Annotated in this window: 12 protein-coding genes; 4 read left to right on the top strand and 8 right to left on the bottom strand. The window is 70.6% G+C overall.

Annotated features, from left to right (window positions below):
* Positions 1–16: 16 nt before the first annotated feature.
* A complete protein-coding gene (locus ABD327_RS10445; RefSeq protein ID WP_344450064.1) occupies positions 17–913 on the top strand; it encodes an LLM class flavin-dependent oxidoreductase in 897 nt (298 codons plus the stop codon).
* Positions 914–1,052: 139 nt separating this feature from the next.
* Here ABD327_RS10445 and ABD327_RS10440 read toward each other — a convergent pair whose 3' ends face one another.
* Positions 1,053–2,633 (bottom strand): hypothetical protein, encoded by a 1,581-nt coding sequence (locus ABD327_RS10440; protein ID WP_344450063.1) that lies wholly within the window; start codon positions 2,631–2,633, stop codon positions 1,053–1,055.
* 156 nt (positions 2,634–2,789) lie between these two features.
* On the bottom strand, positions 2,790–3,572 hold the full coding sequence (locus ABD327_RS10435) for an SAM-dependent methyltransferase (RefSeq protein ID WP_344450062.1): 783 nt from the start codon (positions 3,570–3,572) through the stop codon (positions 2,790–2,792).
* A 202-nt stretch (positions 3,573–3,774) separates the two neighbouring features.
* Here ABD327_RS10435 and ABD327_RS10430 point away from each other — a divergent pair, with 202 nt between their 5' ends.
* Positions 3,775–4,743, top strand: a complete 969-nt coding sequence (locus ABD327_RS10430; protein WP_344450061.1) for an SDR family oxidoreductase — start codon at positions 3,775–3,777, stop codon at positions 4,741–4,743.
* A 27-nt stretch (positions 4,744–4,770) separates the two neighbouring features.
* On the opposite strand, the gene ABD327_RS10425 is transcribed toward ABD327_RS10430, so the two are convergent.
* Together ABD327_RS10425 and pdxR are read right to left on the bottom strand one after the other, a co-directional pair.
* Positions 4,771–5,475 (bottom strand): dienelactone hydrolase family protein, encoded by a 705-nt coding sequence (locus ABD327_RS10425; protein WP_344450060.1) that lies wholly within the window; start codon positions 5,473–5,475, stop codon positions 4,771–4,773.
* 104 nt (positions 5,476–5,579) lie between these two features.
* Positions 5,580–6,980 (bottom strand): MocR-like pyridoxine biosynthesis transcription factor PdxR, encoded by a 1,401-nt coding sequence (gene pdxR / locus ABD327_RS10420; RefSeq protein ID WP_344450059.1) that lies wholly within the window; start codon positions 6,978–6,980, stop codon positions 5,580–5,582.
* A gap of 46 nt (positions 6,981–7,026) precedes the next feature.
* On the opposite strand from pdxR, the gene ABD327_RS10415 reads away from it, so the two are divergent.
* Both ABD327_RS10415 and ABD327_RS10410 read left to right on the top strand, forming a co-directional pair.
* A complete protein-coding gene (locus ABD327_RS10415; protein ID WP_344450058.1) occupies positions 7,027–7,479 on the top strand; it encodes a carboxymuconolactone decarboxylase family protein in 453 nt (150 codons plus the stop codon).
* A 142-nt stretch (positions 7,480–7,621) separates the two neighbouring features.
* The gene (locus tag ABD327_RS10410) at positions 7,622–8,848 is read left to right on the top strand and encodes an MFS transporter (protein WP_344450057.1); all 1,227 of its coding nucleotides are present in this window, start codon (positions 7,622–7,624) and stop codon (positions 8,846–8,848) included.
* A 114-nt stretch (positions 8,849–8,962) separates the two neighbouring features.
* On the opposite strand, the gene ABD327_RS10405 is transcribed toward ABD327_RS10410, so the two are convergent.
* The 4 genes from ABD327_RS10405 to ABD327_RS10390 form a co-directional block, all read right to left on the bottom strand.
* The gene (locus ABD327_RS10405; protein ID WP_344450056.1) at positions 8,963–9,322 is read right to left on the bottom strand and encodes a hypothetical protein; all 360 of its coding nucleotides are present in this window, start codon (positions 9,320–9,322) and stop codon (positions 8,963–8,965) included.
* A gap of 232 nt (positions 9,323–9,554) precedes the next feature.
* On the bottom strand, positions 9,555–11,180 hold the full coding sequence (locus tag ABD327_RS10400) for a protein kinase domain-containing protein (protein WP_344450055.1): 1,626 nt from the start codon (positions 11,178–11,180) through the stop codon (positions 9,555–9,557).
* Positions 11,177–14,296 (bottom strand): type I restriction endonuclease subunit R, encoded by a 3,120-nt coding sequence (locus ABD327_RS10395; protein WP_344450054.1) that lies wholly within the window; start codon positions 14,294–14,296, stop codon positions 11,177–11,179. Before ABD327_RS10395 ends, ABD327_RS10400 begins: the two co-directional genes overlap by 4 nt.
* 104 nt (positions 14,297–14,400) lie before the next feature.
* The gene (locus ABD327_RS10390; protein ID WP_344450053.1) at positions 14,401–15,078 is read right to left on the bottom strand and encodes a hypothetical protein; all 678 of its coding nucleotides are present in this window, start codon (positions 15,076–15,078) and stop codon (positions 14,401–14,403) included.
* Between the last annotated feature and the right edge of the window lie 8 nt (positions 15,079–15,086).

Genomic DNA, 15,086 nt, shown 5'->3' with positions numbered 1-15,086 from the left:
TGCGGTTGAACGGAACATGCCGGACTACGGGCACGATCTGATCTTCGGTTCCTTCCTCACGCCCGCCAACACGGCGCCCCAGGAGGTCGTGCGGCTGGCGAAGGCAGTGGAGACGGCAGGGCTCGACCTGGTGACCTTCCAGGACCACCCGTACCAGCCGGGCCTCCTCGACGCCTGGACGCTGATGTCCTACGTGGCGGCCCAGACGGAACGCGTGCACATCTCCGGGAACGTCGTGAACCTGCCGTTGCGTCCGCCGGCCGTCCTGGCCCGGGCCGCGGCGAGCCTGGACCTGCTGAGCGGCGGCCGTTTCGAACTCGGCCTCGGCGCGGGCGCCTTCTGGGAGGCCATCGAGGCCATGGGCGGCCGCCGCCTCACCCCCGGCCAGGCCGTCCAGGCGCTGAGCGAGGCCATCGACGTCATCCGCGGAGTCTGGGACACGGGGAACAAGGCGCGTCTCCGCGTGGAGGGCGAGTTCCACCGGGTGGACGGCGCCAAGCGCGGCCCCGCCCCCGCCCACGACATCGGGATCTGGCTGGGCGCCTACCGGCCCCGCATGCTCCGCCTGACCGGAGCCAAGGCCGACGGCTGGCTCCCGTCCCTGTCCTACATGAGCGGCCTCGACCAGCTCGCCGAATCCAACTCCGTCATCGACGGCGCCGCCCACCAGGCGGGTCGCGCCCCCGCCGAGATCCGCCGCCTCCTCAACATCGGAGGCACCTTCGGCCCGTCCGCCTCCGACCGCCTCCTGCACGGCCCGCCCGACCGATGGGTCGAACAGCTCGCCACCCTCACCTTCGAACACGGCTTCAGCGGCTACATCCTCCAGAGCGACACGCTCCTCGACATCATGCGCTTCGGCCAGGAGGTGGCCCCCGCCCTCAGGGCCCTCGTCACCGCCGAACGCGTCTGACCGCAGCGGGTTCGGGAACCCGGGACGCGGCCGGTGACCTCGTGGCCTCGGGCTCTCCGGTGCGGAGGTCCCGGCGGGTTCGATGCTCCGCACGGCTCGTTCTTCCACAGGCTGTGGACGGCGCCGGAGCGGGGAGCCCTCAGGGAAGGGCGTCCAGGAGGGTCCGGGCCGCGGCGCGGAGGGACTCGTCGGCGGCGATGTCGGGTGCGGAGTGCTTGCGGGGGGCGCGGTGCTCCGCGGTGGCGTAGGCGCGGAGGCATTCGAGGTGGGCTTCCGTCAGGTTCCGGGCGCCCAGTTCGGCGATGACGTCGAAGGCGGGCCCGGGGTCTCGGGCTTCTCGGGCGTGGAAGAGGAGAAGGGCCAGGAGACTGGACGGAGAGCATCCGGGGGGAAGGCCGCCGTTCGGGCCGCCGTTCGGGCCGCCGTTCGGGCAGATACGGAGCAGGGCCCGGATCGTCGCCGGTAGTTCGTAGAGGTCGTACAGGTGCCGGGCCACGCGTTCGGCGAGGGGACGGGCGGCGGGGCCCAGCATCCGGGCGGCGCGGATCGCCTTGGTGGCGGTCGCGGGGACGGAGAGGGCGGAGGCGAGGGTCGGGAGCACGTGCCCGGCCTCGCCGGTGAGGTGCCAGACCGCCACGGCCACGTCGATCTGCCAGGGGATCCTGCGGGGCTTGTTCCGGGTCAGGAGGGGCAGCAGGACGGGCAGGAGGGGCCGGGCGGCCTCGCGGAGTTCGCGGCAGGTCTCGGCGGCGCCGCAGCGCAGGGCTTTGTCGCCGGTGGTGAAGGCCTCGTGGAGTTCGGCCAGGACGGGGCCTGCGTCGTCGGTGAGCCGCCACAGCGCGCGGGCGGCGTCCAGGCGCTCCTTGGCGTCGCCGTCGGAGACGAGCCGGCGCAGGGCCGCCTCGGCCTGAGGGTGCTCGGGGGTGGACCGGGCTACGGCGGAGAGAGTGACGGCCACCGGCGAAGTCCGCACGGGCAGGGCGGCGCAGAGTTCGGGTACCGCTTCGTGCGCGTCGGTTCCCCAAGCGCGCAGGAGTTCCAGGAGGGGGAGTTCCGCGTGCGGGCTCTGCGACGGTTCTCCTTCCGTCGCGGGAGTCCACTCCCGTAGCCGTTCCCTGATCGAGGACAGCAGGCCCGGGTCGAACGGCAGGCCGTGCTCCACCGCCGCGCGCAGTGCGCGGGGCCGCTCGGGCAGGTCCGCGGCGAGGAGGGACGCGCTCCTGCCGTCACCGAGCCGGATGAGGGCGGTGAGGGCGTGGTCGGCGTTCTCCGGCGAGGGGCCGCCGGCCAGGTCGGCGATCAGGTCCGCCGTGCCCGTCTCGCCGAGCCGTCCGAGCAGGTCGGCGGCGTTTCCGGGCAGGCGGGAGACCCAGGGGTGGACGGGGCCCGTGCCGTGCCACGTGAGCACGGCGGTCAGGGCGGGAAGCAGCCGCGCGGAGGCGGACCGGAACTCCTCGCACAACCGCTCCGCCGCCCAGAAGGCCTCGTACAGGCCCGTCCCGTCGCCGGAGCAGGCGCGCAGCAGCTCGGCGCCGACCAGGTCGCAGGCCGGTTCCCACTCGTCCCGCCGTGACAGCGCGGCGACGGCGGAGTCCAGCGCGGAGGGGGTTTCGGGAAGGGAATCCGGCGGGGGCACCGCCTCCAGCGGGACGGTGCGCTTCCCGGCACCGGGATCCGCCAGTATCTCGACCGCCGCGGCGGCCTCCTTCACGGCGTCCACCCGGCGAGGCTATCCGGAACGCCCGCCCGAGCGCCGGGAGACTCGCGCGATGCCCCGCGTTCCCCGCACGGAGTTCTGACGGCAGCGGCCCGATACGTCCCGTGCGGACCACTGCCTTCCATAACGTCGGGTTATGGGTACGTCGGTGCGGAGAGGTCAGGGCTTGCGGCCGATGGCGCAGACGACGGGCAGGCCCTTGCGCTCGACGGGGGCGCCGGGCCAGTCCTCGTAGAGGATGAAGCCGGGGCCGACGAGGTCGAGCCCGTCGAAGAAACTCCTGACCTGGTCGGTGCTGCGGATTTTGTAGGGGATCGCTCCGGTGTCGTCGTAGCCCTGCTGGGCCTCGTTCAGCGCGGCGTTCTGGTCGTGGCTGTCGTACAGGGCCAGGAAGCTGCCCGACGGGAGGCCGGCGAGCAGGCCCCGCACGATCGCGAGCGCCTCGTCGTCGTCGGGGATGTGGCCGAGGCAGCCCATCAGCATCAGCGCGATGGGCCGGTCGAAGTCGAGGGTCGCCTTGGCCCGCTCCAGGACGTCGGCGGGGTCGCGCATGTCCGCGGCGACGAAGTCGGTGGTGCCTTCGGGCGTGCCGGCCAGCATCGTCCGGCCCAGGGCGTGGACGAACGGATCGTGGTCCACGTAGACGATCCGCGCGGCCGGGTCGAGCCGCTGCGCCAGCTGGTGGGTGTTCTCGACCGCGGGCAGTCCCGCCCCCACGTCGAGGAACTGGCGGACGCCCTCCTCGGTGACCAGGTGCCGCACCGCCTGCGCGAGGAACGCCCGTCCCGCCCTGGCCGTGTCGACGATCTCCGGGTACACCGCGACGTAGGCGTCCCCGGCCTCCCGGTCGACCTCGTAGTTGTGCTTGCCGCCCAGCCAGTAGTTCCAGATCCGCGCGGAGTGCGGAACGCTCTCGTCGATCTCGAATCCGTCGTCGGCCACGGTCGCTCCCTTGCACACTGTGACGTGTTCGAAGTGGATCACTCACCGCAAGGCTGTCCGCTTCGCCGGAAAATTACAAGATCCGGTAGAGAATCTCTTTTGTTGTTATTCAGGGTGGGTTGTGGCGCTATGGGGCAGGGGATGGTGAGGCGGGGTCAACCGCCGCGAACAGGATGATCTTCTGCGTCAGGGGGCCGTGGAGATGAAGGTCAGGGGCAAGGTCGTGGTCGTCACCGGGGCCTCCAGCGGCATCGGGCGGGCGACGGCGCGGGCGTTCGCCTCCGCCGGAGCCTCGGTGGTGCTCACCGCACGGCGGGCGGAGGCGCTCGAACAGGCCGTCCGCGAGTGCGAGAAGGCCGGCGGGCGGGCCCTGGCCGTACCGGCCGACACGACGGACGCGCAGGCCGTGCAACTGGTGGCGCGGCGGGCCGCGGAACGCTTCGGCCGGATCGACGTGTGGGTCAACTGCGCCGCGGTCGGCGTCTTCGGCCCGTTCGGCGAGGTGCCGCTCGCGGACATCCGCCGGGTGCTGGACGTCAACGTGATGGGCTATGTGCACGGGGCCAGGGCGGCGCTCCCGTACCTGCGCCAACAGGGACAGGGCGTGCTGGTGAACGTCTCCTCGATCGTCGGCGGGGCGGCCCCGCCGTACGCGCACGCCTACACCATGTCGAAGTTCGCCGTCCGCGCGCTGAGCGGGAGCCTGCGCGCGGAACTGGCACTCGAAGGAGCCCGGAAGATCCGGGTGTGCACGGTCATGCCCGCCACGATCGACACCCCGTTCTTCCAGCACTCGGCCGACTACACCGGCCGCAGGGTGGTGGCGATGCCGCCGGTGTACACCCCCGAGCGGGTCGCGCGCGCGATCGTCAACCTGGTGCGGGTGCCCCGCAGGGAGGTCGTCGTCGGCCCCCTGGGCCGGTTCCTGGTGGCGCAGTCCAAGGTGCTGCCCGGCCTCACCGAGCGAATGATGGCGGTCCAGACGGACCGCTCCCAGCTGTCCCGGACCGAACCGCAGCAGGACACCCCAGGCACCCTGTACGACCCGGAACCCGGAACCGGCTCGGTCGGCGGAGGCTGGGGCGGCAGGCGCAGGACGGCAGTGCGCCGGGCCGCCACCGCCGCCGCCCTGGCCGGCACGGCGGCGGGAGTGCGGCGCGCGCTCCGCTGAAGCACGGGAAGCGGGGCCCGTTCGGGTTCAGCCGAGTCGCCGGTGCAGGAAGTCGAGCGTGCTCGCCCAGGCCTGCGAAGCGGACTCGGCATGGTACGAGGGCCGCGTGTCGTTGAAGAACGCGTGGCCCGCCGGGTAGATCCGGATATCTGGGGTGATGCCCGACTGCTCCTTGATGGCCGTGCGCAGTCGTTCCAGTGTCTCCGGCGGGATGCTCTGGTCCTTCTGCCCGTAGTGGCCGAGCACCTGAGCCCTGAGCCGGGAGAAGTCGGGAAACTCCCGGAGGCCGCCGTAGAAGGGCACCGCGGCGCTGACACGCGGGTCGGCGGCGGCCAGGTAGAGCACGAATCCGCCGCCCATGCAGAACCCGACCGCGCCCACGCTCTCGGAGGTCACCTCGGGCATGCCCAGCAGGTGGTCGACTGCTCCGGACAGCAGGTGGACGCCGCGCTCCACCGGCAGCGCCCGGGCCATCCGGGCCGCCTCGGCGGAGTCGTGCGAGACGTTTCCGCCGAAGAGGTCGGGCGCCAGGGTCACGAACCCCTCCCCGGCCAGCCGGTCGGCCACGTCGGCGATGTGGTCGTTCAGCCCCCACCACTCCTGGATGACGATGACCCCCGGCCCCCGTCCGCTCGGCGGCAGGGCCAGATACCCGTGCGCGCTCCCCTCGGTGCTGGGGAAGGTCACGTTCTGCCGGGCGGGCGCCCCGCTCGGTTCAGGCTTCTCGGACATGGGTCAAGAATGCCCGCGATCGGAGATCCGTCACCTGGTGTCCCTCCTGGACCTGGCAATGTGCCGGCCAGGTTCGGGGTGAGCCCGTACGGCCGGTGCGCGGTCTACGGCGCGGGCGGAAGGGCCAGGCACAGGGCGTGCAGGGCCGCGGGGAAGGCATGTTCCGGTGGGGTGCCGTAGCCGACGACGAGGCCGTCGCGGGGCGGCATGGCGCTGTCGGGGTGGCGGTAGGGGGACAGGCCGTCCAGAGCCAGGCCCTGGCGGCGGGCGGCGGTCAAGGACGGTCGTTCCGTGCCCGGAGGGAGTTCGAGTACGGCGTGGAGTCCGGCGGCTATGCCGCTGACGTGGACGTGGGGGGCGTGCTCGGCGACGGCGGCCACGAGGGCGTCGCGGCGGCGGCGGTAGATGCCGCGCATGCGGCGCAGATGCCGCTCGTAGGCGCCGCAGGTGATGAAGTCGGCCAGGGTGAGCTGGTCCCACGCGCCGGACCAGAGCTCGCGCTGTCCCTTGGCGGCGAGGACGTCGTCGATCATCCGGTCCGGCAGGACCATCCAGCCCAGGCGCATGGCAGGGGACAGGCTCTTGCTGGCCGAGCCGAGGTAGACCACCCGGTCGGGGTCCAGGCCCTGCACGGCGCCGATCGGCTGCCGGTCGTAGCGGAACTCGCCGTCGTAGTCGTCCTCCAGGACCAGGCCGCCGGCCGTGCGGGCCCAGTCGACGACCGCCGCGCGGCGGGCGGCGTGCAGCGGGCCGCCGGTCGGGTACTGGTGGGCGGGGGTGAGCAGGACCGCGGCGGCTCCGGTGCCGGGCAGGTCGCCGACGCGGGCGCCGTGCTCGTCGATGGGCAGCGGCACGGTGCGTGTTCCGGCGTCCGTGAGGAGCTCACGGTGGAACGGCAGGCCGTAGGACTCCACGGCGACGGTGTCCGGCAGGACTTCGCCGAGCAGCCGCAGCGCATGGGCGAAACCGGCGCAGACCACGATCCTCTCCGCGTCGGCGCGCACTCCCCGGGCGCGCGCCAGGTAGTCGGCCAGGGCATGGCGCAGTTCCGGACGGCCGCGCGGGTCGCCCACCCCGAAGGCCTCACTGGGAGCGGCGGTCAGCGCCCGGCGGGCGGAGGTCAGCCAGGCGGCCCGGGGAAAGGCCGAAGCGTCGGGGGAACTCGGCCTCAGGTCATGGACCGGACGGCGGGAGGACGACGAAGGACGCCGCCGGCCGGGCGGGGGAGGCGCGGCACGCCGGGCGACCCGGGTGCCCGAGCCCTGGCGGGCGGTCAGCCACCCTTCCGCGACCAGCTCGGAGTAGGCCTCGGCCACGGTGTTGCGGGCGATGCCGAGATCGGCGGAGAGCGACCGGTAGGAGGGCAGCCGGGTGTCCGGGAGCAGGCGGCCCGAGCGGATGGCCTCCCGCAGGGCGTGCATGAGCTGTGAGCGGCGGCTCCCGACACCCGACAACTCCAGGTGCAGATCACTGCCCGACGGTGAATTGACCCCTGAATCCGGCACGGAAATGCACCATACTCCCGGCCACTGACGCCCCTAGCTTTGAGTCATGACAACTTTTCAGGTTCCCCAGCGCATGGACTTCTCCCAGGTCGCACCCAAGGTCTTCAAGGCCGTCCTGGCCCTGGACGCCGCCGCCCGCGAGGGGCTCGACCCGGTGCTGCTGGAACTGGTGCAGATCCGCACCGCCCAGATCAACCGCTGCGCGTACTGCATCGACTACCACACCTCCGACGCCCGCAAGGCGGGCGAGAGGGAGGAGCGGATCTACCAGCTCAGCGCCTGGGAGGAGTCCGGCCTCTACACCGTGAAGGAGCGCGCGGCACTCGCCCTCACCGAGGCGATGACACGGCTGCCGGAAGGCGTCTCCGACGAGGTCTGGGAAGAGGCCGCCGAGGAGTTCGGGGAGAAGGAGCTGGCCCAGCTCATCGCGTTGATCTTCACGGCCAACGCCTGGAACAGGATGAACGTCACCACCCGCAAGACCCCCGGAGCCCTGTGACCGGGCACCGGCGGACCACGACCGGGTAGCCGGATCCCCGGCGGCCCGAGCGGGCCTTCTCACGGGCGGTGCCCACCCCTTCCGGCGTGGTCACCGCCCGCGTCATGCCCGAACCCCCTGATGAGAAAGGCCGCGACGCATCGTGACCATCGCCGACCCGACCCCGCCCGCCACGACGGCCGGCGGCCACTCGCCCGTCAGAGGCTGGCTCGCCGTCCTGGCGGTGACGCTGGGCATCTTCTCCCTGATGACCTCCGAACTCCTGCCGGTGGGACTGCTCACCCCGGTCGGCGACGCGCTCGACGTCTCCGAGGGCAGGGCCGCCCTGATGGTGATCGTCCCCGGCCTGGTCGCCGCGGTGTCCGCACCCCTGGTCACGGTGGCCACCGGACGGGTCGACCGCAGACTCGTCCTGGCCCTGCTGATCGGCCTGATGGGAGCGGCCAACCTGGCGTCGGCCTTCGCGACCGGTTTCGCCGTCGTGCTGGCGGCCCGGTTCCTCATCGGCGTCAGCGTCGGCGGCTTCTGGGCGCTGGCCGGAGGGATCGCGCTCCGGTTGGTGCCTCCCCACCACGTCGTACGGGCCACCGCCGTGATCTTCGGCGGAGTGGAGGCGGCCTCCGTGCTCGGCGTCCCCGCCGGCACCCTCATCGGCGACTTCAGCGGCTGGCGCACCGCGTTCGCCGCGGTCGGCGTCCTCGGCCTGGTCGCGCTGGCCTGCATGCTCTTCCTGATGCCCCCGGTGCCTCCGCAGCGCACCATCGGCCCGGCCGACCTGCCCCGGACCCTCCGCGGCAACGCCGCCCTGCGCGCGGGGCTCGCCATGACCTCCCTGCTCATCACCGGGCACTTCACGGCCTACACGTTCCTGCGGCCGATCCTCCAGGGCGACGGCGTGGACGGCGACCTGATCGGCGTCCTGCTGCTGGTGTTCGGCGTCGCCGGGCTCTGCGGCAACTTCATCGCGGGAGCCCTGGTGGAAAGGCGGCTGCGCCAGACCGCCCTGGGCATCTCGGTCACCCTCACGATCGTCATGATCGCGGTAGCGGTGAACGACAACACCGTTCTCTCGGGCGGGATCCTCCTCGTCGTCTGGGGCCTGGGCTACGGCGCGGTCCCCGTCACCGTCCAGACCTGGATCCTCAAGGCGGCCCCGGACGCCCCGGAGGCCGCCAGCTCCCTCAACGTGTCCGCCTTCAACCTGTCCATCGCGGCGGGCGCACTGCTCGGAGGGATCGCGGTGGACACCTTCAGCACCGGCAGCGCGCTGTGGATCGGCGCCGCCCTGACCGTCCTCACCGTCTTCGCCGTCGGAGCCGTCCGCCGGAACACCGGAGCCTCTCCCGACACCCGGAACATCCCCGGCTGACGGCCCAGGCAGGCTTCTCAGATCGGGAACGCCCGCGATCGGCGATCCGTCAGCAGCACGTGAAAGGCCCCGGAGCTCTAGCTCCGGGGCCCTTCACATGGAGACCCGAACCGGCTACCAGTTGTTGTGGCCCCAGTTGTTGCGGCCCCAGTTGTTGTGGCCCCAGTTGTTGCGGTTCCAGTTGTTGTGGCCCCAGTTCTTGTGGCCCCAGTTGTTGTGGCCCCAGTTGTTGTGACCCCAGTCGTTCCAGTGGTTGCGGTGCTTCCAGTGGTTGCGGTGCTTCCAGTTGTTCCCCCACCAGTCGCACTTCCACCTGCCGTGGCTCCACCAGCAGTCCTTGGCCTGGGCCTGAGACTGGGCCGACGTCGACGTGGTGACGGCCGTGGTGGTGCCGGCTTCCGCTGTGGCCGCGATTGCGGGGGCGCCCATCAGAGCCACCCCGAGGGCCGCGACACCGAGTGTCTTCTTGATCATGTGCATCTCCAGAGTGAGGATGCGATCGAAGGATTCTTCTCTGTCTCGTTCGGTTACCGAGGTTAGGCGGCCCGCACCTGATAGCGAGTATCAGCGAATTTGGACGACGCCCTCCATAGGGTCAAAAAAAGCCGAGATCGGATCTCTTGTCCAAAGAATCGTTGAATCTTCTAGATATCTCATGAGAGACCATGCATCGGTTTCCCTTCCATATCGCGGAACCCCGCTCGGCTCAGGCTTCTCGGGTACGGGCCGAGGACGCCCTCGGCCGGGATCCGTCCTGCGGCGGCTCTCCGGATCCGGTGCCGGAGAGAAGGCGGGTGAGGCGGTTCAGGTAGGCGTCGAGGTCGGCCAAAAGCACGGGGGCCTCTTGCGGGCGGTGGAGGGCGATGGCTTCCCGCATCTGGGCGGCGGTTTGGAGGAGGAGGTCGCGGCTGCGGGCGGCGGCGTGGAGGCGCATGAGGGAGGCGAGGGCATCCAGGTGGCGTTCGATCGCCTCGTCGTCGGCGTGGTCGAAGCCGGATCCGACGACGTACTGGAAGGCCTCGATCGCCGCGGTGACCTCGCCCAGTTCGGCCCTGCACTGGGCCAGGTAGTAGCCGGCCATCAAGGCGTCGGGGTCCTGCGGGCCGTAGCGGCGGGCGAAGCGGGAGCCCACCTCAGTGAAGAGTTCGGCGGCTTCGGTGAAATGCCCGGCGATGAAGAGGACATGGGCGAGGCGGAAGGACAGGTCGTCGGCCAGTTCGGGGTCGGCGGCGCGGGAGAGCGCCTCTCCCAGGAGGTCGATGGCAGGGGTGAACCGCTGCTCTTGCAGGAGGCCGTCGACCCTCTCGGCCAGTTCCTCGACCTCCCGTTCGGTGATGGGAGGCGGCGGGGACGGCGTCCTGATGGGTGGGGCGGCCGTCCGGCGCCCGCGCAGGGAGCCTCCCAGCGGGCGGGTGAATGGGAGGCAGGGATCGAGGTCTGCCAAGTCGCCGAGGGGTCCCGGCAATCCCGACGTGAGGGGCAGGAGCCGTTCGTAGACCTCCTCCGCCTCGGGCCGGTCGTCGGGGAGCTTGCCGAGCATCTCCAGCAGCAGCGTCTCGACCTCCCGCGGCACATCGGGCCGGAGGTTCCTGATCGGCTCGGGTTCGGAGTGCACGTGGTGCCACAGGTGCGACAGGGCGGAGGTCTCCGTGAAGGGGGGATCCCCGGTGAGCGCCTCGTACAGGACGCAGGCGAGCGCGTAGACGTCCGAGGCGGGGCCGACGGCGTTCGCCAGGGACTGCTCCGGCGACATGTACGGGGGTGTGCCGACGGTCATCCCGACCTGGGTGAGGCGGGGGTTGTCGCCGGAGCCGAGCAGCGAGGCGACCCCGAAGTCGAGGACCTTGACGACGCCGCCCGGCGTCAGCATCAGGTTGGCGGGCTTGACGTCCCGGTGGACGACGTCGCGCCGGTGCACCTCGTGGAGGACGGACGCGATCTGCGCGCCGATCGCCGCGACCCGCGCGACGGACAAGGGTTCGAACTCGTGGTCCGTCTCGTCGATGAGGGTGCGCAACTCCCGGCCGCGCAGGAGCTGCATGACGACGAACAGCCGCCCGGTCTCCGGGTCGGTCCCGGCGTCGTACACGGCGGGGACGCCGAGGTGTTCGATCGCGGCGGTCGTGCGGACCTCGCGCAGAAACCTCTCCCGGCGGATCTCCAGGGCCTCCATGGGAGGGGAGAAAGCGGCGGGCCGTTCGGCGAGCATCATCTTCACGACGACGCGCCGGTCGTCGAGCCGCTCGTCGTAGGCCTCCCAGACCTCGCCCATACCGCCCGCCCCGATGGGGGCGCGCAGCCGGTAGCGTCCGGCGATCAGCCGCCCGTTCACTCGGGACGGTCCCCGTGCTTCTCGCGGATCTCGGCGAGCCTGGCGGCGGTGGCCCGGCGTTCGGCCTCTTTGCGGACGGGTCGGCGGATCATGTCGTAAGCCTGCCGTTTGGCGACCTGCTTGAACAGGCGGTTGACGTTCTCGTCCTCGAAGTAGCGGACGAGCAGGGCGTCGTTGGAGGCGGCCTGGTCCATCATGATCCGGTCGGCGTCCTTGTCGACCTCCCGGTCGAAGACCCCCCGCTCGTTGTTCAGTGCGATGGCGTGGAGGGTGGGGTCCTCGGCGATGGCCAGCGCGAACTGCCCGACGATGATCTTGTCGGCGGTGGAGAGGCCAGCCCCGTACTCGGTGTTGATCTCGTCGATGAGCTCGGCGAGGGTCTGCTCCTCGGGGTCGTGACCGGGCCCGGTCACGCCGTTGATGAGCCCGGTGACCTCCTGGTCTCCGGCGGCCTCCAGCCCCAGGTCGTGCTCGCCGCTCTTCACGATCTTCAGGTGGCTCGGCTCGATGTCGCCGACGTCGACGGAGGCCTCTTGGCCCCGCGGCGGCAGCTTGTTCAGCAGGAACCGGCCGTACTCGTAGAGCCGTTCCAGCTCGTCGTCGCCGAAACCGATCACCTGGGAGAGGAAGCCGTAGGCACGGGTGAAGTCGCGCAGCGCGCCACGGAACTCCTCGGCCTTGTCGGGCTCCTCGGCGGCCAGCCCGGTGAACCTGTCGACGGCGGGTTCGACCCAGCGGTACAGCTTGGCGTGGGCCTTGACGAGCTCTTTCTCGTTCGCGGCCCGGGAGCGGGCGGTGAGGTAGGCGTCGATGAACGCCTGCATCTCCGATTCGACGAGCAGCCGGTAGGCGAACACTTCGCGCTGCTTCTCGTACAGCAGGTTCGGGTCGGTCGGTTCGGTGATCGTCGTCTCGAAGAACGGCTGGAAGTACTCCTGGACGTCCTCGGCCTTGTTGGCGAAGTCCATGACGAACAGGTCGTCCTGGCCCTTGAGCGGGTGGGTGCGGTTGAGCCGGGACAGCGTCTGCACCGCCGCGACGCCCGACAGCGGCTTGGCGACGTACATGGTGGTCAGGAACGGCTGGTCGAAGCCCGTCTGGTACTTCTCCGCGACGACGAGGAGACGGTATTCCTGCTTGGGGACGGTCTCGGCGTTCTTGTCGTCGGCCCGCGTGTAGGCGAACCGGGAGGGAAGCTCCCGCTCGGAGAATCCGTTGAGTTTGCTTTCGGTGTACTCGGGGCCGTCGTCCTCCAGCTTCAGCGCGCCGGAGAACGCCACGAGCGCGCCGCAGTCGGTGAAGCCGCGCTCTTCGACGTAGGTGCGGATCGCCTGGTAGAGCCGCACGGCGTCGGCCCGCAGTGGCGTGACGACCATCGCCTTGGCCCGCCCTCCGAGCCGCGGCGAGGTGTGCGAACGGAAGTGGTCGACGATGATCTTCGCGCGGAGCGCGGTGGACGCTTCCGACCACAGCGCGGCCCGCACCAGCTGCGCTTTGGCCTTGCGCGGGTCGAGCGTCTTCTCGGCCTCGTCGGCGGCGGCGTTGGAGAGCTTGAAGTACGTCGCGTAGGTGATGTAGTTGCGCAGGACGTCGAGGATGAACCCCTCGTCGATGGCCTGCCGCATCGAATAGGTGTGGAACGGCTCTTTCTTGCCGGTCTGAGGGTTGAGGGTGCCGAACAGCTCCAGCGTCTTGCCCTTGGGTGTCGCGGTGAATGCGAACACCGACAGGTTGGGCTGCCTGCCCCGTGCCAGCGCCGCCGAGGTCAGCGGGTCGCCCGACTCGTCCTCCGTGCGGGAGCCGAGGGCGCGCTTGAGGGCGGCGTTGTCCTCGCCGCCCTGGGAGGAGTGCGCCTCATCGATGATGATCGCGTACTTCTTCTCACCGAGCCCCTGCACCTTGTCGAGCACGTAGGGGAACTTCTGCTGCGTGGTGATGACGATCCGCGCCTGCGCGCCCGTCAGCGCTTCGGCGAGCTGCTTGGAGTCCGACTCGATGCGCTCGACGACCCCGCTGACCTGCTCGAACTGGTAGATGGTGTCCTGGAGCTGCTTGTCCAGGACGAGCCGGTCGGTGAGGACGACGACCTTGTCGAAGACCGCCTGGTTGGCGTCGTCGTGCAGGGACGACAGCCGGTGGGCGAGCCACGCGATGGTGTTGGACTTGCCGGACCCGGCGGAGTGCTGGATGAGGTAGTTCTCGCCCGCTCCTCGCTTGCGGGCGTCGGCCAGGAGGGTCTTCACCGCGTGCCACTGGTGAAACCGGGGGAAGATCAGCGGCTGGGTGTGCGCGGCGTACGGCCGGTAGGAGGGGGCCTTGCCGACTTTGGCGTCCGGGTCCTCCACGTGCAGGTACTGCTGGAGGAGCTCGAGGAAGTTGTCCCGCTGGAGTACCTCATCCCACAGGTAGGACGTGCGGTAGCCGTCCTCCCCGACCAGAGGATTCCCTGACCCGCCCGACACACCAGGCCCCGCCGAGCCCTGGTTGAAGGGAAGGAACCGGGTCTTGGTGCCCGCCGGCCGGGTGGTGAGGAAGACGAGGTCGGGGTCGACGGCGAAGTGCACGAGGGTGCGCCGCGCGAAGAACGGCTCCTTGGGGTCGCGCTCGCGGTACTGGCGCCGTGCGTCGGCCACGGTCTGCCCGGTGAAGGGATTCTTGAGCTCCGCCGAGGCGACGGGGATGCCGTTGACGAAGAACGCAAGGTCGACGGACTTGCCGGGCTCCTTGGCCGAGTAGTGCAGCTGCCGCGTGACGGCGAGCCGGTTGGCGTCGTACTCGTCGAGCGCCCCGACGGCCAGGGTGTGCGCGGGCCGGAAGTAGGCGAGCCGGAACCGGATCCCCTTGTCCTTGACGCCTTGCCGGAGGACGTCCAGGGCTCCCCGCGAGTCGATCTCCCTGGCGACGAGCCGCGCGAACGGCCCGGCGGGGTCCTCGCCGTAGGCGGTCCGCAGGCGCTCCCACTGCTTGGGCTGGGTCGCGGCGAGGAAGACTCGCAAATCGGCTGTGTCGAGGCCTAGTTCGGGGTCATAGTTGACGGGTTCGCCCACAGCCCATCCGTGCCGGAGAAGAGCGGCCTCGACCGCGTTCTCGAACATGCCTTCCCCGTGCACCTTCATGAGCCCACCCCGCCAGAAGTTCTGGTTTGCCAGGGACCACAGTACAGAACAGTGAATGTTGGCACAATAAATTCTTTATGTTTACTGAATTAACGCCTCGCCCTTCATGTGGGCCAGTGCTTTCGGCTCCCCTCCAGCCTGGCGGCCTGGTAGAACCGCCGGGCGAGGTGTGTCGCACCCCCATGCATGTAGCGGGAGGCGAGTGCGAACGCGGCCGTTCGGGCGTCCTCCTTCATGGCGCGGCTGGTGATCAGAACACGGGCCTGCTGGTGCTGGGCCAGCGCCGCGATGGTCAGCCACCGTTTGCCCTGCTCTTGGTCCTCCTCGCACAGGGCCAGGACCGCGAGCGCATAGGCGGCTTCGGCGTGATCGGGGTCCTCCTCGTTCTGCGCCAGGACCGTCAGGTCGGTGAGCTCTCCCTCGAGGGCCGTGAGCGGAAGCCACCGCCCCTGGCCGTGGAAGCGGACCTCCCGAGGCGGTGGTTCCGGCGGGGCGGGCGGGGGCTCGAAGAGGTGTTGCTCGTCGAATTCGAGTGCCGAAGGTTCGGGAGCCGGGTCGTTGCCGGCCGCGGCCAGTTGCTGCTTCCAGTGGGCCAGGGTCCCCACGTCGTCGGGGTCCAGTTCGGTCTGGGCCGCGGCGGCGCGCAGAGCGCGGATGACCGCCGAGAGCACCTCCCACCGGGGCAAGGTGAGGTTCTTCCCGGTCATCATGCTCTGCAGCGCGCTCTTGCCCAGCGCCCGGCGATTACTGTCCTCGGCTTGGAGTTCCCTCATGATGGCCACGAGGCGTG

Source organism: Actinocorallia aurantiaca (assembly GCF_039533685.1).
GTDB lineage: Bacteria > Actinomycetota > Actinomycetes > Streptosporangiales > Streptosporangiaceae > Actinocorallia > Actinocorallia aurantiaca.
The sequence above is the reverse complement of the archived record's forward strand: the minus strand, read 5'-3'. Positions and strand labels throughout refer to the sequence as shown.

Bases quoted from the DNA above. Each gene is read 5' to 3' on its own strand.
- ABD327_RS10445 (WP_344450064.1), top strand. From the start codon at position 17: ATGCCGGACTACGGGCACGATCTGATCTTCGGTTCCTTCCTCACGCCC.
- ABD327_RS10430 (WP_344450061.1), top strand. From the start codon at position 3,775: ATGAAGGTCAGGGGCAAGGTCGTGGTCGTCACCGGGGCCTCCAGCGGC.
- ABD327_RS10425 (WP_344450060.1), bottom strand. From the start codon at position 5,475: ATGTCCGAGAAGCCTGAACCGAGCGGGGCGCCCGCCCGGCAGAACGTG.
- ABD327_RS10415 (WP_344450058.1), top strand. From the start codon at position 7,027: ATGACAACTTTTCAGGTTCCCCAGCGCATGGACTTCTCCCAGGTCGCA.
- ABD327_RS10405 (WP_344450056.1), bottom strand. From the start codon at position 9,322: ATGATCAAGAAGACACTCGGTGTCGCGGCCCTCGGGGTGGCTCTGATG.
- ABD327_RS10395 (WP_344450054.1), bottom strand. From the start codon at position 14,296: ATGAAGGTGCACGGGGAAGGCATGTTCGAGAACGCGGTCGAGGCCGCT.